This window comes from Pseudomonas sp. Pseusp9, from assembly GCF_059491265.1.
Genome location: NZ_CP168500.1, coordinates 3,020,602 through 3,038,561, shown reverse-complemented (window position 1 = coordinate 3,038,561; position 17,960 = coordinate 3,020,602). Strand labels below are relative to the sequence as shown.

The 17,960-nt window shown below is 58.9% G+C and carries 16 protein-coding genes and 1 tRNA gene; 7 read left to right on the top strand and 10 right to left on the bottom strand.

Features of this window, described 5'->3' with window-relative positions:
• The first annotated feature begins 697 nt into the window (after positions 1 to 697).
• The 5 genes from ACEN8E_RS13635 (at position 698) to ACEN8E_RS13615 (ending at position 4,501) form a co-directional block, all read left to right on the top strand.
• Positions 698 to 1,150: a histidine phosphatase family protein gene (locus ACEN8E_RS13635; protein ID WP_495593068.1), complete on the top strand. Its 453-nt coding sequence runs from the start codon at positions 698 to 700 to the stop codon at positions 1,148 to 1,150.
• A 738-nt stretch (positions 1,151 to 1,888) separates the two neighbouring features.
• A tRNA-Phe gene (locus ACEN8E_RS13630) sits at positions 1,889 to 1,964 on the top strand.
• Between the two features lie 193 nt (positions 1,965 to 2,157).
• The gene (locus tag ACEN8E_RS13625; RefSeq protein ID WP_495593067.1) at positions 2,158 to 2,613 is read left to right on the top strand and encodes a VOC family protein; all 456 of its coding nucleotides are present in this window, start codon (positions 2,158 to 2,160) and stop codon (positions 2,611 to 2,613) included.
• A gap of 67 nt (positions 2,614 to 2,680) precedes the next feature.
• Positions 2,681 to 3,649, top strand: a complete 969-nt coding sequence (locus tag ACEN8E_RS13620; RefSeq protein WP_495593066.1) for an endonuclease — start codon at positions 2,681 to 2,683, stop codon at positions 3,647 to 3,649.
• A gap of 234 nt (positions 3,650 to 3,883) precedes the next feature.
• On the top strand, positions 3,884 to 4,501 hold the full coding sequence (locus tag ACEN8E_RS13615) for a 3'-5' exonuclease (protein ID WP_495593065.1): 618 nt from the start codon (positions 3,884 to 3,886) through the stop codon (positions 4,499 to 4,501).
• 126 nt (positions 4,502 to 4,627) lie between these two features.
• On the opposite strand, the gene ACEN8E_RS13610 is transcribed toward ACEN8E_RS13615, so the two are convergent.
• The 5 genes from ACEN8E_RS13610 to ACEN8E_RS13590 form a co-directional block, all read right to left on the bottom strand.
• Positions 4,628 to 5,656 (bottom strand): DUF1254 domain-containing protein, encoded by a 1,029-nt coding sequence (locus ACEN8E_RS13610; RefSeq protein WP_495593064.1) that lies wholly within the window; start codon positions 5,654 to 5,656, stop codon positions 4,628 to 4,630.
• Positions 5,657 to 5,692: 36 nt separating this feature from the next.
• The gene (locus ACEN8E_RS13605) at positions 5,693 to 7,099 is read right to left on the bottom strand and encodes a DUF1254 domain-containing protein (protein ID WP_495593063.1); all 1,407 of its coding nucleotides are present in this window, start codon (positions 7,097 to 7,099) and stop codon (positions 5,693 to 5,695) included.
• 142 nt (positions 7,100 to 7,241) lie between these two features.
• Positions 7,242 to 7,679, bottom strand: a complete 438-nt coding sequence (locus ACEN8E_RS13600) for an acyl-CoA thioesterase (protein ID WP_495593062.1) — start codon at positions 7,677 to 7,679, stop codon at positions 7,242 to 7,244.
• Positions 7,676 to 8,827 carry an iron-containing alcohol dehydrogenase gene (locus ACEN8E_RS13595; protein WP_495593061.1) on the bottom strand — a complete coding sequence of 384 codons (1,152 nt, stop codon included), beginning with the start codon at positions 8,825 to 8,827 and terminating at the stop codon, positions 7,676 to 7,678. The genes ACEN8E_RS13600 and ACEN8E_RS13595 overlap by 4 nt, the downstream gene beginning before the upstream one ends.
• A gap of 323 nt (positions 8,828 to 9,150) precedes the next feature.
• Positions 9,151 to 10,263: an alpha/beta hydrolase family protein gene (locus ACEN8E_RS13590; protein WP_495593060.1), complete on the bottom strand. Its 1,113-nt coding sequence runs from the start codon at positions 10,261 to 10,263 to the stop codon at positions 9,151 to 9,153.
• A gap of 318 nt (positions 10,264 to 10,581) precedes the next feature.
• Here ACEN8E_RS13590 and ACEN8E_RS13585 point away from each other — a divergent pair, with 318 nt between their 5' ends.
• Positions 10,582 to 12,096 (top strand): wax ester/triacylglycerol synthase family O-acyltransferase, encoded by a 1,515-nt coding sequence (locus ACEN8E_RS13585; protein ID WP_495593059.1) that lies wholly within the window; start codon positions 10,582 to 10,584, stop codon positions 12,094 to 12,096.
• A 52-nt stretch (positions 12,097 to 12,148) separates the two neighbouring features.
• Here the strand turns inward: ACEN8E_RS13585 and ACEN8E_RS13580 are convergent, their stop codons facing one another.
• The 5 genes from ACEN8E_RS13580 to ACEN8E_RS13560 all read right to left on the bottom strand — a co-directional run bounded on the left by ACEN8E_RS13580 (position 12,149) and on the right by ACEN8E_RS13560 (position 15,761).
• Positions 12,149 to 12,730, bottom strand: coding sequence for a DUF2889 domain-containing protein (locus ACEN8E_RS13580; protein WP_495593058.1), 582 nt, complete (start codon positions 12,728 to 12,730; stop codon positions 12,149 to 12,151).
• A 48-nt stretch (positions 12,731 to 12,778) separates the two neighbouring features.
• Positions 12,779 to 13,606 (bottom strand): SDR family NAD(P)-dependent oxidoreductase, encoded by an 828-nt coding sequence (locus tag ACEN8E_RS13575; RefSeq protein ID WP_495593057.1) that lies wholly within the window; start codon positions 13,604 to 13,606, stop codon positions 12,779 to 12,781.
• A 26-nt stretch (positions 13,607 to 13,632) separates the two neighbouring features.
• On the bottom strand, positions 13,633 to 14,052 hold the full coding sequence (locus tag ACEN8E_RS13570) for a MaoC/PaaZ C-terminal domain-containing protein (RefSeq protein ID WP_495593056.1): 420 nt from the start codon (positions 14,050 to 14,052) through the stop codon (positions 13,633 to 13,635).
• Between the two features lie 10 nt (positions 14,053 to 14,062).
• On the bottom strand, positions 14,063 to 14,503 hold the full coding sequence (locus ACEN8E_RS13565) for a MaoC family dehydratase N-terminal domain-containing protein (protein ID WP_495593055.1): 441 nt from the start codon (positions 14,501 to 14,503) through the stop codon (positions 14,063 to 14,065).
• A gap of 70 nt (positions 14,504 to 14,573) precedes the next feature.
• Complete coding sequence (locus tag ACEN8E_RS13560) at positions 14,574 to 15,761, bottom strand: lipid-transfer protein (RefSeq protein ID WP_495593054.1); 1,188 nt, start codon at positions 15,759 to 15,761, stop codon at positions 14,574 to 14,576.
• A gap of 286 nt (positions 15,762 to 16,047) precedes the next feature.
• Between ACEN8E_RS13560 and ACEN8E_RS13555 the strand changes: the two genes are divergently transcribed.
• On the top strand, positions 16,048 to 17,955 hold the full coding sequence (locus tag ACEN8E_RS13555; RefSeq protein WP_495593053.1) for a DUF1302 domain-containing protein: 1,908 nt from the start codon (positions 16,048 to 16,050) through the stop codon (positions 17,953 to 17,955).
• The last annotated feature ends 5 nt before the right edge of the window (positions 17,956 to 17,960 follow it).

The window sequence follows — 17,960 nt, the reverse complement described above, 5'->3', positions numbered from 1 at the left end:
ACCTAGCGCACGTCATCATGAGCTTGTGATAGCCATAAACCCCTTTCCATCCAAGAACGGTTACTCAAACTGAGCAGTGGATGATCGTCCTTGGCTAGGGCACTTGATACGGATAACCACGCATAGTAGCCGCCGGGATGAACCTGCGACGCCAGAAGAAGCCGTAAGACGGAGTAGGCACCCGCAAGCCTTGTTAAAGACGTATTACGACTGCACTCATTGGCAAAGTACGGATCGGCATTTTTAAGATGTCTCCATCCTCCGTCACCCGTTTTAGCACAACACGTAGGCAGCGATGTTCAGCGCTCTGATCGTCCTTCCGAAGGTGCTGCTCATAGTGCGCGGTGTAGTTTTTAACTCAAGCATAGAGACTGTGCATGGACGCACCCAATCGATCCGCCACCTGTGAAACAGGAGGTTACTTTGCGGTTAATTGATTGACCACTTGGATTTTTAATTGGTTGCTCATGGTGTCTCCTAAAGAACCTTACCTTAAAGCTTGGAGGCGTGTAAGAAACCTGAGGCGACACAGGGGCGTTAAAAATCATGTCAAACAATCGCGAGACTTTTTTGTAGTGCGGTAAAATAATCGCGAGAATTATCCGAAGAAATGGCTTTCTTCCTGAGACAAAACCAGAAAAAGTCGCACAATTAGCGAAATGGGGGCTGCCCCACACCGGAATTCAGGACTTTTGCAATGTCTCATGATTTCGCGACTGCCTCAGTTTTGGTGATCGCTCCCGCATTCATCTTGTCTGGTTTTGTTGACGGGATTTCCTACCGCGAAGCGATGAAGGTCTCGTTGCAAGGTATGCAAAAGATGATGGGCTTTCCATACGAGATGGCTCAATTTCTGAAGCCGGTCGTGGCGTTCGTTGCTCAGCTTTTGCCAGCATCTCAGAACATCCTGGGTTTTAGCCATGGGCAATTCATCAGAGCTGCCGCTTGGCTGATCAAGCATGGAAGCTACGCTCATTCATACGACCTGATGCGTGAGTTTCGGTCGCTCGATGTGAGAGCGCCGTTTAGAAATTGCTGGAGTTATCAGCTTGTGTTTAGCGACGGCCGCTGGACAGTTGAATGTCAGATCGACTCTTCTGATCAAGAGAGATTTAGCGACACGTTCTGCACAAGCGAGCGTTCTCGGTGACACCGTTTCAGCCAAGCTTCGCTGTCTCGCCAGCAAGCCAGGAAGCTTCGGTGTAACGTAATTTTGTGCTTCGTAACAGTCGCAACGTTACACATGGAAAATTGCGTTACAAGCCAACAAACACAGGGTTAAGACCTCAAAACAATCATTCAAATCCATCTGCGTAACTGGCTCAAGCGCACCTCAATGTAGCACTCTCCCCTCCCGGAAAATCCAAACCAAGCTTGGCCCTGCCCAAATCAGCGATAAAACGATCAGCGTCTCTTTTGAATGAAGCGAATGACGAAACTCAAATGACGACTCCTCTCTCCAGTTGACCGATAAAGTCGAACACAGCATTCGTTTCCGACCTCGGCTTTCCAGCTTGATGATGCGTTACGACGAGCCGGGCCTCTTCGGCTCGAAGGTGCGATAGTAACAATCAGCATCAGCATCAGCATCAGCTTCCACTGCCAAGTGCAGCGCGATGGAGCTCAAACACCCCCTCTCTAGTCGACCGATCAGATAGAGGACTGCTTCTGTCTCTACTCTCGTGTCCAGCATTTCCAAGTGACACCACGAACCCAGTCCTTGCACGGGTGACTTCATACTCGTTCATGGTCTGGGCCAGATAACCACCTCCAGCTCATGGTTTTTGAGATTTCCACATTACGGACAATCGTAAGCTTAGGTATTCATTGGTTTTTTTTGATTTCGTGCTTGACGCCTCAGCTGTAAAAAACGTTTAATTCCGCCGCGGCCCAGATAGCTCAGTCGGTAGAGCAGGGGATTGAAAATCCCCGTGTCGGCGGTTCGATTCCGTCTCTGGGCACCATTACTTCTAAACCCCTGACTCCTTATGGCTTCAGGGGTTTTCTATTTGCGGGCACCGCAGCTGTCTGTAATCACACGATCTAGCCACCCCCTTTAAGAGCGCATGCATTTAAGTCTCCGATTCGAGGGCTTAGTGCCAGGCGTCCTGCTACGCTAGCCCCTTTCATGGACGCCGGCTCAACAGGAGGGCTGCGATGGATCTGAAGTTCAGTCACGTAGATGTACTGGTCAAGAATCTCGACGAAGCCTGTGCTTACTACGCGCAGATACTCAACGCCAGGATCTCCAAAACGCTCGTCTGGGAACGAGGTGGTCTGCATGTGCGCTACGCGATTGCGCGGATGGGCCAAGAGCGTTTCATGTTGGTACAGCCGTTGGCGGGTAACCTGAAAGAGCTATTGGATACGTCGGGTGAAGGGATGATTTACCGCCACTGTTACTCGACACCGGACATCGAGAAAGCCTATGACGAATTGATGGCCGCCGGTGTTCAGCCAGAAGACGAAAATGGAAAGCCATTGGATCGTGCGAACCTGCAATCCCCGTCTGGGGCACGCATCATTTGGTTGCCCAAACGCTTCGGGCACTTCTCTATTGAGATACTGGAAGATAAAGCGCTGGAGGCATTTATCGAGGCTGCGTTTTCCTAAGAAAGTTCTGCAGTGGGCGTGGGCGTCATGAGTACAATGCGCGCCCTTAATTGGCTAATGCTTTCCAATGAAAAAACTGCTTTCCGTAGTAGCGCTGCTGACCTTCTCAGTAATCACTCCCGCCTTCTCAAGCCCTCCATCGACCTTTTCCGAAGCGAAGGTCATCGCCAAGCAAAAGATCTACCTCGACCAGGCGAACAGTGCCATGGGCGAGCTGTACTGCGGCTGCAAATGGACATGGGTAGGCAAGTCGGGTGGCCGGATTGATGCTGAATCTTGCGGCTATCAAACCAGGAAACAACAGAGCCGCGCGGAACGGACTGAATGGGAACACATCGTTCCTGCCTGGACATTCGGTAACCAGCGCCAATGCTGGCAGAACGGTGGTCGAGAGCATTGCGTGGATGATGATCCCGTATTCCGAGCGATGGAAGCTGATCTGTTCAACCTCTACCCATCTGTTGGAGAGGTGAACGGCGACCGTAGCAATTTCAACTACGGCATGGCCTCCGGGGTAGCGCCGCAGTATGGGCAGTGCAAGACGCGGGTTGATTTTGATCAACGCGCTGCGGAACCGCGCGACGAGGTCAAAGGGCTGGTCGCGAGGACAACCTTTTACATGTTCGACAGATACAAACTGAGCATGTCTCGTCAGCAGCAACAGCTATTGATGGCCTGGGACAAGCAGTATCCGGTTTCGTCTTGGGAGAAAGAGCGAGATCGACGCATTGCTGCAATCATGGGGCACTCCAATCCATTCGTAACTGGCGAGCGTCGATGGTCACAAGGGTACAAGGTGGTTGGTGATGGGGTGGTTAGCGCCATTGCGGTTAATCCTCCGCGGACACCAGTCCAGCCAACCCTGGCGAGCGCGAGCGGAGTAGGATCGATCATTGGCAACCGGAAAAGCCAGGTCTACCACCTCTCGATGGGGTGCCCTGGTTATGGACAGGTGTCTGCGAAGAATCAGATTTCCTTCACATCAGAAGCTGAGGCTCAAGCGGCGGGATATCGAAAGGCAGGCAACTGCAAATAGCTGCGTCTCGTTGAAATCTGGCCTCGCGAAACCGAGGCCGTTTCCAATTAGTACCGATGGCCCGGCTCCATCGAGGTCATGGCCTTTAAGAGTGTCGCTGATCCTCCGTGATCCCCCAGAGGTGGCTGTGTGGTGTTTGCTTACTGCTCTACAGTTTTCCCCTGCCCCCCAATGCTGCATCGGGTGGATGGCTCGGTGTAACCTGAGCAGACTCCAAGTAAGGTTTCCCCTGCCATGAGCATTGAAGCAAAACTTCATCATCTCCAAGTTATCCAAAACCTCCTCGCGCCATACCGCTACCTCTATTGCGTGGACCTTGAGGCAACCTGTGACGAGGTTGATGAGTCGGAATCGCCAAGGCCGCTCGCAGTCGTCCCCGATCAGATGGAAACAATCGAAATTGGCCTGGTGGTGATTGATCTGGAAACGCTTGAGATCGTCGATGAGTTTCAGCGCTTTGTCCGGCCTCAAATCAACCCCATCCTCACCGATTTCTGCAAAAGGCTCACATCAATTCAACAGGCTGAAGTGGACAGTGCCCAAACCTATCAGGAGGTTGGCGAAGAGCTACGAACGTTCACTGCGCATTATCCAAACGCGGCCTGGGCGTCATGGGGTGACTACGATGCACGACAGCTTGAACGCGATGCTGGCTTTGCTGCCTGCCCTTCCCTGCTCGAAGGCCTGCCACATTTCAATGCCAGGAAATGGCATGCAGGCGTATATGACAATCAACCGAAATCACTTAAGCAAACGGTAGAGTCGATGGGCTTGGTTTGGCAAGGTACCTATCACCGAGGGATAGACGACGCTAGAAATGTCGCATCCATCGTTATAGAAATGCTCTCCTGACTAATTGAGCCTGGCCCAGGTGCCCGAAGTAGCGAACACCCAATCTAAGGCTACTGTCTCACCAATGCCGAGCGAAAGTAGTGATTCCAAGCGGCTCGCAGACAGTGATATTCCCGTCAGCCCGCCTCACCCGGCAGGCACCGCCTCAGGAAAATGCCAGGTGCCATCCAGTACATTTGCACGCGGCTTATACAGTCGCACCATGTAGTTCCACCCTGCGGTGACAGGCAAGCAGTTGGCGACTTCACCATTGCAACCGCCGAATTGCACGGCAATGCTGCCATCGCTTTCGCGTTTTGCGGTCAGGTTGTTCAGGGTGTAGGCATTCTGCGAATTGCGTTCGAAGTAGCCGGCCGCGTTGTACACGCTGATCGACCAAAACGCGTCGACCGGCACATCCTTGACCGTCAGTTTGTATCGGGTAGCGCCATCATTTCCTGCTGGCGTCACATTGAGGTAGTAAGCATCCTGCTCGGGGTTTCCTCCCCAGGCAGACGCACTGCCGATGTAATGACGTACCGGGTCGATGTCGGCGGGTTTGCCGAACATTCCCCGGGAATCCGGCACCGTTGCGGCCAATGTCAGTAACGAACCGCGTATCTCATCGAGGCGCGCCTGGTCCCATTGCGGTACTTCAAACTGCCCCGGTCCACTGGGCTGATCGACTTTGATCTGGTCTTGCAGTGCCTGGCCGCGTTGCATGTCATCGGACGAAGCCGGGTCGACCAGGGTGCGCACACCCAGCAGGACATAGCGAGTTCCGATGGCCTCGCGGGTGAAGTGATAACTGCCGGGCTTGTACATCAACGGCTGGGTGTATTGATCTTCGTTGATAGCGATCAGCGAAAAGTATCGCTGGCCGGCATCAGGCAGCGTGACGGTCACCGGTCCCGCATCCAGGTCGAACACGGCCGATGAGTACAGGGTGTCACGGTTCGGACGGATGACCACCTGACTGTCGACTGGTACCAGTTCACGGTTGTGCACGAACTTGCCGAACCCGCCCCGCCCAACGACCCGGGAAAAGAATTTATCGGACTCGGCGCGCACGAAATTGTCCGCCGTGACTGGCGTGGTCATTTTCGGCACGACAGTACCGAAGCACAGCGGCGCGATAAGAATGAGCGCGAGTATGGGTGCTTTTAACATCTGCATGGTCTGCATCCTGTGGTGTTTGTCGCGAGAACGGGTTCAATCGACGCGCTGAACCTTCGGTGCTTGCCACCGACCTTCAAGGGCTTCGGGTTTTGGCCAGTAGAGACGGCCCGCGATGTAGAACGGACCGTCGGGCGCTGGCAACCAGTTGGCCAGTTGTTCACCCTCCGGCTGCTGGTGCTGGATATACAAGGTGATGCCGCCATCGGAGTCGCGCTTGAGATTGGCCAGCATCGGCGAATTGATCAGGTAACGGTTCAAGGGATTGGCGACCAGGAACCGCTGGGCGTCGTACAGGGTCAACGACCAGAAGGCGTTTACCGGCGGCAACTGCCCCGGCGCAAAACGCAGGGTGTAACGATGCCGCGAAGCGTCGAGCTTCTGTCCGCTGGCGTCGAGATAGAACGGTGGATACAGGGTCTCTTCCCGGTCATTGCCGTAGAGGCCTGTGACGGTCGCCCGCATGCGATACAGGTAATTGTTGCCAATGAACTCGCGGCTACCGAGGAAGCGCGAAGTAGAAATCTCCCCTCGGGCGACCTGCTGGCCAAGCGCCTCGAAGTCTTTCCATGCGTCGGCAATGCCCGCCTTGATGGCCTCACGAATGTCATCGGGTAATGCTTGCTCATCAAAGGTCAGGCCCGGGCCAACACCCAGTTTTGCAAACGCCTGCATCAGCCCGGTTTCGGATGGATGTATCGGACAGAAACCGAGGACGAAGTTCAACTGGTTGAAGAACGCCAGGCTGCTTCGTTCTGCTTCGGCGCTCAGCGGCACCAGGAAATCGACCGGGGGCGCTGGCTCAGGTGCCGGTTTGCCGAGGAACGCGGACAGTGGCTGAACTTTGTAGCCGGCCTGTATCCGCTTGACGTTCTCGAGGTCGTCCGGCCCCTCCAGCTGGGTGCGGTAAAAGACGAAGGCAAAGCGGGTTTCGGAGCGAAAGACACGGTCGATGCCCGGCGGCACTGTGCCTTTCCAATCGGGCCCTGCCAGCAGGAAAGTACCACCTGCGTTACCGGTTGTACGGCTGCCGACATAGCCGAAGTTATAGGTGTAGGCATCGACAAACTGCGCCGAGTAGTAGCGTCCCTTCTCCACTGCCGGCAGGGTCAACACCAACGGTTCGCTGCGCAAGTCCGCACCGAGTTGGGAGTACGGTGTATCGGCGTTGGGTGTCGGATAGGCCTTGTCGTCAGGGGTGTAGATGCGCGCCGTGTTGTGCAGGGTATTCCACGGAGCCTTGTATTCCGGGTGCTGCCGGTCCTGGAAATAGGTGTATTGGACGCGGTAGTGGTCCACCAGGGGAAACCCGTAAATGTAGGCTTGCCTGGCGATGACACGGGCTTCGGCCGGTGTCAGTGGATTTGCAACGGACAGTTGTGCCTGGGAGAGCAATGCCAGCAATGCAACCATGACAACGCGTTTTATAGTGTTCTTGTTCACGAGGAAGTCCTTGTAACGAGCTGACGAGCCTGAAGCAGCGCGTACCCTGCTCTGCCACAGTGCACCGATGGTCACCCGCCGCGGCAAAAGGGATACCCCCTCAAGTCGAGGGGGATTGACCGCTCACACGTTGATGCAGGTATCAGTCGGCAAGCCGGCGCAATTGCTCCCGAACCATTTGTGGTATGGGGACCGGGGCGTTGCTGGCGCGATCCACGTACACATAGACGACATATCCCAGCGCGGACGCCTCGGACTCTTCGTTGCGGAAAATGCCGAGTTCGTATCGCGCACTGCTGTTGCCCAGATGGTTGATGCGCAAGCCCACCGTCACCCGGTCGGGAAAGGTGATAGGCGAGAAGAAAGTACAGCTTGACTCGACTATCAGGCCGATAACCGGGCTGCTGTTGATTTCCAGGGTGCCCTGCTCCACCAGAAAATGACTGATCGCCGAATCGAAGAACGAGTAGTAGACGATGTTCTGCACATGACCATAGGAGTCATGGTCTGCCCAGCGCGTACCGATGGTGTGGAAGTAGCGAAAATCCTCGCGTCGGGGACGGTAGGCCTTGATGCTCATAGCACCTCCCGGTAAATGGCCCGAACATCGGCCAGATTTACCGTGCGCGGGTTGTTGCCGAGCAGGCGTGATTGCTTCATCGCATCTTCTGCCAAGGCCTCTATGTCGGCCTCGCCGATACCCACGTCACGCAAGCGGGTCGGCAGGTTCAACTTGCCTGCCAAGGCACCCAGGTGATCGGCCAGTGCTTGCGCCTTCTCGCGTTTGCCACCGCAAACGTCCGGCAGCACGATCTCGGCCAACTCCGCGTAGAGAGGCGTCGCCTCCTCCAGATTGAAACGCATCACTGAACCGAGCACGAGGGCGTTGGATAGCCCATGCGGCACATGGAAACGCGCACCAATCGGGTAGGCCAGCGCGTGTACCGCCGCTACCGGTGAATTGGCAAAGGCCATCCCGGCCAGGCACGCCCCCAGCAGCATGTTTTCCCGAGCGACCAGATCGGCTCCATCGTGGCAGGCTTGATAAAGGCTGCCGCAGAGCAGGCGCAACGCATCTTTGGCGAGGCAGTCGGAGATCGGATTTTTCAGGTGGCGGCTGGTGTATGCCTCTACCGCATGGACCATGGCATCAATACCGGTCGCGGCGGTGATATGCGCTGGCAATCCCAGCGTCAGCTCGGCATCCAGCACCGCCAGATCCGGCAGCAGGGTGGGTGAGATAACTACGTTTTTTTCACCGGCACCGGTGGTAACCACCGAGACTGCAGTCACCTCGGAGCCGGTGCCGGCAGTGGTCGGCACCAGGATCAGCGGCAGGCGCGCACCCTTGCTCTGGTTGATGCCATAGATCTGTGCCAGCTCTTCGCCGCCACGTAGCAGCAACGCAGCCAGCTTGGCGGCATCCAGCGAACTGCCGCCGCCAAAACCGATCACGCAATCCGCGTCACAGGCCCTGCCCGCTTCAACCGCCGCGAGGATCACCGACTCCGGCGGGTCTGCCAGTACCTCGGCAAATACCCGGGCCGGTACTCCCGCTGCGGCAAACCCGGACAGCACCGGATCGAGCAGCCCGGCTGCCATGACACCTGCGTCGGTCACTATCAGCACAGAGCTGGCCCCCAGATCAAGCACCTGCGAGGCAAGACGGGTGGCGGCACCGCGTTCGATGATGATCGAGCGGGTGGTATTGAATGCCATTGATAGCATCGGAAAGTATCTCCAGGTGGTGCTTTTGACTTCCTCCGCTTGTCTGGCGTGAGGCTCCAGGCCGATACCGTAGCGGGTCGCCTTGGTGTCCCTCCCCCCTCCTTCCGAGTGGGTACCCCGTTATCCGGAGACGTCGCCAATCCGCCTTCAGCCGACAGCAAATAAACCCGTATTTTCAGTGAGTTGGATGTCCTTGTTCGACTCCGCGAATCCGGAGGCGCGCGCCCACCTGTTGCTTATACTCGCCGTACGAACCACTTCGCCTGACGGGCCCTGTCTGGATGATCGCGTTGTCCGGGCGTTTTTCGCGAGCAAGCTCGTGCCTACGGTTTGGCGTATCGATCCATCAATTCGCCCATGCGCGCCAGATACTCACCTCGGCCCAGATGCAGGATGTGATTGCCGGGAAACCAGTGCAACGCGCTGCCCGACCAGTGCTGGTGCAGCAGGCGCACATGTCGTGGCATGGTGACCCGGTCTCCCGCGCCGCCAATGATCAGCATGCGCCCGCCGTCCAGGCACGGGGCATAGGTCAGCGGGTTGTGCACCGCAAGCAATCCACGCATTTGGGCGACTCCAATGCCCTGGCTACGCATCAACCGGGAGAGCAGTAGCCCTGTGGGCTGCCACTCAAGAAACACATCAACCGGGCTGACCGCGGGCACTATCGGCACGCACCAGGCCAGCCGCTCGTCTACGGCCGCCAGCAGTGCCGCGGTATATCCGCCGAGAGAAATGCCCGTCACACCGATACCCTCGACACCGCGCCCCTGCAGATAGTTGATGAACACCCGCAGGTCGTGGATCGCATGAAGCGGTGCTTCGTTAAACGCCACCAGCCCACTGCCGAACAGTCCCTGGCCGCTGAACCAGTTGCCAGGTTCGGCGCGCAGGCCGTGGTGCGGGTAAGTGAACAGCAGAATGTCGTAGCCCTGCCGATATAGACCAGTCAGCGACAGGGCATGGGCGTTCAGCCAGTGCGGGTCGGCGGCGAAGCCATGGATGACGATCAGCGTCGGCCGCGGCCGGTCGCCATGGCACCAGTGCTGGGCATGAGCGCACGCGTTGCGTTGCATAGCCTCGAACTGCTGGCGGGCGAACGGATTAAGCGGTTTGAACGGGCTTGCGAAACGCAATTGGACGCGGCGTATGTCCTTACCGGGCAACACGCGCTCTGAGATGACGATGTCCTTCGGTGGTGGCAGGAATACACAAGAGGCGTCTGCCGCTCGCGCCAGCGGTTCATAGAAGCGCAAAGCCTCGAACTCGCGCTGCAGGCGGCCACGTTTGGATAGCGTCGCGAGTGCGCTCACCGCCACCGTAGCCGACAGTGAAGTGCGCATCACCCGCTCGATGGCGGCGGCTCCATGGATCATCAACGGGTGCCGGGCATCCAGTTCAGTCCCATCGGATTGCCGCCAGAAGTCTTCGGACAAACGCTCCCACCAGGGACTGCGAGCAATACCAGCCCCTGCGTCACTCAAGTATTGCTGTTCATTCCACACGCAAAATCCTCTCCCCGGACGAGGGTCGACTTGTGCACCCCAGCGACGCGCAGGTCCCTCCGATAACCAACAGAATAAAGACCGCGCCGGCCGCGCATGCCCCCCCTTTTGCAGGGGGACGGGTGAGTTACAGATCGACGAATCTGCCAAACATCGACCTTCGTCGCCTTGACGGGGCCCGGACGAACTCGTCGGTCAGTTCTTCGGATTCAGCCAGTTCACATCCACCACCTAGCGAGAGCTTCAACGATGAGCAAACTGAGTGGGCAAGACGCCCTGTTTCTGAACGTCGATCGTCCCCATGCCGCGTCGCACTGCACCATGATCTACATCTATGATCAGTCGACGGTAGAGGGGCAACGCCTCGGCTTTCGGGAGATCGTTCACCATATCTCCGAGCGCCTCGACGTTTCACCGGTGTTCAAGCGCAAGATCGTCCAGGTCCCCTTCGGTCTCGGCTATCCCTATTGGGTGGAAGACGACCTGTTCGACATCGACTTCCACGTTCGCCATTTCGCACTGCCCAAGCCGGGCGACTGGCGCCAGTTCTGCATCATGGTGTCTCGCATCCATGCCCGCTCGGTGGATCTTTCCCGGGCACCCTGGGAGATGTATGTGATCGAGGGCCTGGACAATATCGAGGGCATCCCCAAGGGCAGCTTCGCCATCCTGACCAAGACACACCATGCCGCGATGGACGGCGCCGCAGCAGCAGAACTGACCTGGGCCTTGCACGATCTGGCCGGCGCGCAGGGAAAGCCCGTCGCGGTGGTTGATAAAAAGCCGGCGGCGGCCAGCTCGCCGCTGCGATGGGGCCCGCTGGACACGGTCAGCCGCATGCTCACTGACAACATCACGGCCTCCGCACGTATGGCCCTGCCGCTGGCCCGCGTGCTGCCCAGGCTCACCGTGGCCAGCCTGCGCAAAATTGTTCATTCGGTACTTGGCTCCGAAGGCGGCGCGCCCCGCACCCGCTTCAACGGCAATGTGACGTCCAGTCGAGTCTGGGATTCGGTCACCCTCGATCTCACCGTAGTGAAACAGATCAAAAGCCTGGTACCCGCAGCGACGGTCAACGACGCAGTCCTGGCCTTGGTCGGCGGGGCAATGCGTCGCTACCTGATTGCGAAGGATGAACTGCCGGAGAAGTCATTGGTGACCCTGGCACCGGTCAATACCCGCCAGGGCAATGAATCCGTCGCCGCTGGCAACACTGTGTCGATGCTCACCTTTCCCCTGCGCACAGACATCGAGGACCCGGTCGCCCGGCTCCAAGCGTTGCAGGCCGCCACCTCGCAATCCAAGGCGATCCAGAATGCGGTGGGTGCGAATGACTTGACCAACCTGCAGAAATTCGCGCCCCCGGCTACCCTGGGTCTCGCCGGTCGCCTCGCGACGCTGATGGGCATGGGCGGCAAAGGTCCGGTGGTGTTGCACAATTGCATGGTGACCAACGTCCCGGGCCCCAATGTTCCGCTCTACATGCTCGGCGCCAGGCTGGTGTACTGGTGTGGCGTTGGCCCATTGGTCGATGGCCTGTCGTTGATCTGGAACCCCACCAGCTACTGCGGGAAGATGTTCATCTCACTGACCAGTTCACCGAATGTCGTTCCCGACCCGGACTTCCTTGCACAGTGCCTGAAGGACTCCTACGAGGAAATGAAGGCCGTGGCGATCAAGGCAGCTAACGTCGAGACACCCGGGGCGGTGAAAGGCAGACGCGTTGCCAGAAGACAGACGGCGCAGAAAATCGACGAAAAGTAGGCGCTGCAGCCCCCCCGCCATGCCCCTCTGCTGGAGCATGGCGCACACCATTTCAGCTCTTTGACGAGTCATCGCCGGGGCGCCACGCATTGACGCGGCGCGCGGCATCGCCATCGGGATGGTAGGCATGGCAGGTGCCGACCACCCAGTGATCGGGCATCTTGAAATCCGGATCGGCAGCAGCACGCTGGCGCAGGCGTTTTTGCATCACGGGGGCCATGGTCTGGATGGCGGTGGTTGCCATCGGGCCAAGCAATTCGGTGAGATGGGTACAGCCCTTCAAACCGCCGACGCGCTCAGCGACGCGTTTCTTGAAACCGGCGCCGATGCGCAGCCCCACCAATGCCGCGTAGGCTCGGTTGATATGGCTGCACACGGGCGTAGGCGCCTGCTCGGAGACGGCTTTGAGCTGGCGGATTTCCATTTTCTGGTCGATGGTCATGGTGATGCGCATGTAATGCAGCACACCATCGGCGGGAATGGTTCCGTAGGCGAACTCGGTGTCGACACCCTTGGTATCGAGCAAGCATCCTTCGATATCGAAAAGGCCGTCATCGCGCTCATACCCGGTGCAAACCACCTTGCGGGTATGCAGCAGGCGTCGTTTGGGGTTACCGGAAATTGGCACTGTCATGGCCATGCACTCCAGGATGGCGGAGCGCCGGAACGCCCCGCCCGGTTCTCAGACGTTACCCAGACCACCGCCGCAGACCAGTACCTGGCCGCTGACGTAATCCGATTCCGGGATGCAGAACAGATACACGGCACCGGCAGCCTCTTCGGTATTGCCCGGACGTCCCAGCGGAATCATGTTCCTGGACTGCTCGACAATGGCCGGACTGATGCCCACCTTGATCTCGCGGCCTTCGATGTTGATGAAACGCGGATCGCCTTCCACCGGTTGCGTCTGACGGGTCTCGATATGGCCGAAAGCAACAGCGTTTACGTTGACCTTCATGCGTCCCCATTCCTTGGCCAGGCATTTGGTCATGCCCAGCACGCCGGCCTTGGCCGTGGAGTAGTTGACCTGCCCCGGGTTGCCGCCAGCGGAGGTCGACGCGATGTTGACCACCTTGCGATTGACCACGCGACCTTCGGCGGCCTCTTTCTTGGCCATTGCGCTGATGATCGGCTGAGCAGCGCGCAGGATGCGGAACGGCGCGGTGATGTGGCAGTCGATGATCGCGTACCACTGCTCGTCGCTCATCTTCTGGATCACGTTGTCCCAGGTGTAGCCGGCGTTGTTGACGATGATGTCGATAGCGCCGTAGTTGTCGACCGCGGTCTTGACGAAACGGTCGGCAAAATCGGCCGCCGTGACGCTGCCGACACACGCGACGGCATCGCCGCCAAGGGCTCGGATTTCAGCGACCACTTCTTCAGCGGGACCAGCGTCCAGGTCGTTGACCACGACGCGCGCGCCGTCACTCGCCAGTTTCAGGGCGACACTGCGGCCGATGCCGCGGCCGGAACCGGTCACCAGGGCGACTTTGCCTTCGAGTTTTTTCATGGGGATATTCCTTGCTTTTGTTGGATTCAGATAAAGGCGATGGTGGCTTCGCCGACCAGTTTCTCGTCGCCGTATTGATTGACGCAGCGGATCGCCAGGCGCATGCGTCGTTCGCCGTCGAACTCGAACAGTTCGACGACCTTGCCGTGACACGCGGGTATGTGGGCGAGCTGGGTGATACCGGTAAATCGCACCGCCAGGCTGCGGATCTGCCGCTGCGGTACCCAGGCAGTGAGCAGGCGGCCGAGGTAGGCCACCGAGAGCATGCCGTGAGCGAAGACATCGGGCTGGCGGGCCTTGCGGGCGAAGTCCAGGTCGATGTGCACCTGGTTGTGATCACCCGAGGCCCCCGCATACAACGCCAGCGTAGTGCGATTGACGGCTGGTAACGTCAGCGGCGGCAGTTCGAAGCCGATTTGCACATCACGCAACTGGGATAGGTTCATGACGGGCTCCTCAGCGCTGCACGAGTGACGAGCGGATATCAGCGATGTGCCGACCTTCCTGGTTGGTGACGCGGGTCTGTTGCACCACGAAGGTCAGCGCGCCGCCTTTCTTTTCGTAGACATCCACCACCCGGGTATCGAAGGTGAGCACGTCGCCGGCGTAGGCCATCGCGTGATAGTCGAAGCCCTGCTCGGCATGCAGGATGCGCCCCAGATCGAAGCCGAAAATGTCCTGAACGATATGGTCGCTGTCACGCCCTTCGGCTTCCAGGCACATCAGGAAACTGGGCGGTACCGGCAATGACCGGTGCCCGGCCTGCCGAGCGGCGTTTTCATCGGTGTACACCGGGTCGGTTTCGCCGATGGCCTTGGCGAAAAAGCGCAGGCGGCCCCTTTCAACTTCGCAACGGGTCACGCCCAATGAGCGGCCGATCAGACTCTTGTCTGGCATGTCAGGCAGTCCTGTCAGTCAGTCTTGTCAGTCAAGGAAAGGACGCGCCCAAAACGGGCGCGCCGTATCATCAGCCGCGACCGAAGAGGGTCACGATGCCGGCGCCGCCCAGGCCCAGGTTGTGCTGCAAGGCGTGCTGGATGTTTTCCACCTGGCGTTTGTCGGCAGTGCCGCGCAACTGGTGGGTCAGCTCGTAGCATTGGGCCAGACCGGTGGCACCCAGCGGGTGACCTTTGGACAGCAGGCCGCCCGACGGGTTGATCACCACCTGCCCGCCATAAGTGTTGTCGCCGTCCATCACGAATTTTTCGGCGCCGCCTTCAGGACAGAAACCCAGCCCTTCGTAGGTCAACAGTTCGTTATGGGCGAAGCAGTCGTGCAGCTCGCAGATGCGAATGTCTTCAGGGCCGACGCCGGCCTTCTCGTACACTTGTGTCGAAGCCTGACGGGTCATGCCGACCCCGACGATGCTGATCAGCGAAGGAGGATCGAACGCATCCGGCTGATCGGTCACCAGGGCCTGGGCGAGGATGCAGACGTCGGTACGCAGACCGTGTTGCCTGGCGAATCGCTCGGAAACGACGATAGCCGCGGCACCGCCGCAGGTCGGCGGGCACGCCATCAGTCGGGTCATGACGCCGGGGAAAATCACCTGGTCGGCCATGACTTCTTCAGTAGTCAGCACCTTCTTGAACACCGACAACGGGTTGTTGGCGCCGTGACGGCTGGCCTTGGCGCGAATGGCGGCGAAGGTTTCCATCTTCGTGCCGTATTTCTCCATGTGCTCTTTGCCCGCGCCACCGAAGAATTTCAGGGCGTCCGGCATTTCACGGCCTTCCGGGAAGATCGCGTCAGCCACTTCATGGCCCTTGCCGTAGGTGATCGGACGGTCAAGCCAATGGGCCTTCAGGGCACCGGGTTGCATCTGCTCGAAGCCAAAAGCCAGGGCGCAATCCACGGCGCCGCTTTCCACAGCCTGGCGCGCCAGGTAGAGCGCGGAGGAACCGCTGCCGCAGTTGTTGTTGACGTTGATGACCGGAATCCCGGTCAGGCCCACTTCGTAAAGCGCCGACTGGCCGCTGGTTGAGTCGCCGTAAACATAGCCTGCGTAAGCCTGTTGCACCTTGCGGTAGTCCAGGCCGGCATCCTGCAGAGCCTGGCGAATGGCTTGCGCACCCATTTCGATATAGGTACCGCTCTGGCCGGGCTTGGCAAACGGGATCATGCCGACACCGGCAACAAATACTTTCTGCGACATCACTTTCTCCAAGGTCAGTTATCAAGGCTTGTGCCGCTCGCCCCAGCCTGGAGGAGAGCGCAGCAAACCGTCGAACGATGGTCACGTACAGAGGAGTTCCCCATGCCCCCCCGGGTGGAGGGGGCATGACGGCCTGGTCTGCAGCATTCAGGGGAAGCGACAAGAGGGGGGGTATCCCCCCCCACTTGAGGGGGAGGCACAAAGGATCCCGGCGTTAGCGTTACGTGGCGGCACACCATAACAACAAGATCAGAGGGGTAACCAACACGTGACTTTCGTAAGACATATGAGCTCCCAACGCCTGCGGTCCTCTACCAGTACGCAAATCGTATTGCGCCCTCACCTGCTGGCCCTGGCGGTGGGCCTTGGGACATGCGCCAGCGCCAATGCCGTCGATTTCCAGATCGGTGAAATCGAAGGTCAGTTCGATTCGTCCCTGTCCGTCGGCTCCAGTTGGGCCCTGCGCGGGCCGGACCCCAAGTTCGTCAACGCCGCGAACACCGTTGGCTTGCGCGGTGAGTCGGCCACCCGCACGGCGGATGACAACCGGCAGAACTTCAAGAAGGGCGAGACCTTCTCGAAGATCTTCAAGGGCGTGCATGATCTTGAACTGAAGTACGGCGACAGCGGCCTCTTCGTGCGTGGCAAATACTGGTACGACTTCGAATTGAAGGACGAACACCGACGGTTCTACGATATCGACGACAGCGGGCGTGACGATCTGGCCAAATCGTCCGGCGCCGAATTCCTCGATGCGTTCGTCTACCACAACTACAACCTCGGCGATCTGCCTGGCAACGTGCGCCTTGGCAAGCAGGTGGTGAGCTGGGGCGAAAGCACCTTTATCGGCAACTCGATCAACAGCATCAACCCGATCGACGTCGCTGCCCTGCGTCGTCCAGGCGCCGAGGTCAAGGAAGGCCTGATTCCGGTCAACATGCTCTATGTGTCCCAGGGCCTGGCGGAAAACCTCACGGTCGAGGGCTTCTATCAGCTCGAATGGGCCAATTCGGTGGTCGACAACTGCGGCACTTTCTTCGGTTCCGACCCCCTGCCCCAGGGATGCAACGACCGCCTGGTGTTCGCCGGGCCTGACCTCGCCCCTGGCGTGGCACGCAACACCGCGACCGCCGCGCAAATTCTCGGCGGTAGTGTGGTCGACGACGTCTTTATGCCTCGCGACAAGGACAATGATCCGCGAGACAGTGGCCAATACGGCATCGCCTTGCGCTGGTTCGCCCCAGACCTGCACGACACCGAGTTCGGCTTCTATGCCATGAATTACCACAGCCGAAACCCTTACCTGAGTTTCAAGCAAACCACGGTCGCACCGATTACAGCTGCCCAGGTGGCCGCCCTGCCGGCGGCTGCCCGAACGCTTGGCGTGGCCCAGAACCAATTCGACCGGGTGCGCGCCGCGCGTTACTTCGTCGATTATCCGGAAGATATCCGTCTTTACGGGCTGAGCTTCCAGACCACTCTGGGCGAGACCTCTGTGGGTGGCGAGCTGAGTTACCGTCCCAACATGCCGCTGCAGATCAACACCGCCGACCTGAACCTGGCAGCGATCCAATCCACCGATACCAATTTCCGTACCCAGACCTCGCCGCTCTTCACTTCCGGCGAAACCGCGCAGGCCCTGGGCGGTGACCTTCCCGGCTACAAGCGGATGCCGGTGATGCAGGCGCAGGTGACGGCCACACAGTTCTTCGATCAGGTCCTGGGGGCCAGCCGTCTGACCCTGATAGGCGAAGTCGGCTACAACCGCATCAATGGCCTGGGCCCGGCTGATGGCACCGACGTCCGTTTCGGCCGTAGCCCGGTGTTTGGCGCCGGTGAGTTCCCCGGTACCCAGAATGCGACCGTCTGCGCCACCGCGACCAACCCACAGAAAGAGTGCAACAGCCACGGCTTCTACACCACCGACTCCTGGGGTTATCGAGCGCGAGCGAAGCTGGACTACACCAACGTCATCGCTGGCATCAACCTCTCGCCGAACCTGGCCTGGTCCCATGACGTGGACGGATGGGGACCTAACTTCGAGGAAGGCGCCAAAGCCGTCAGCGTCGGCGTGGATGCCGACTACCTCTCCACCTACACCGCAAGCCTGAGCTACACGGACTTCTTTGGCGGCCATTTCAACACCACCACCGACCGGGACTTCGTCTCGCTCAGCTTCGGCGTCAACTTCTGAGCCGC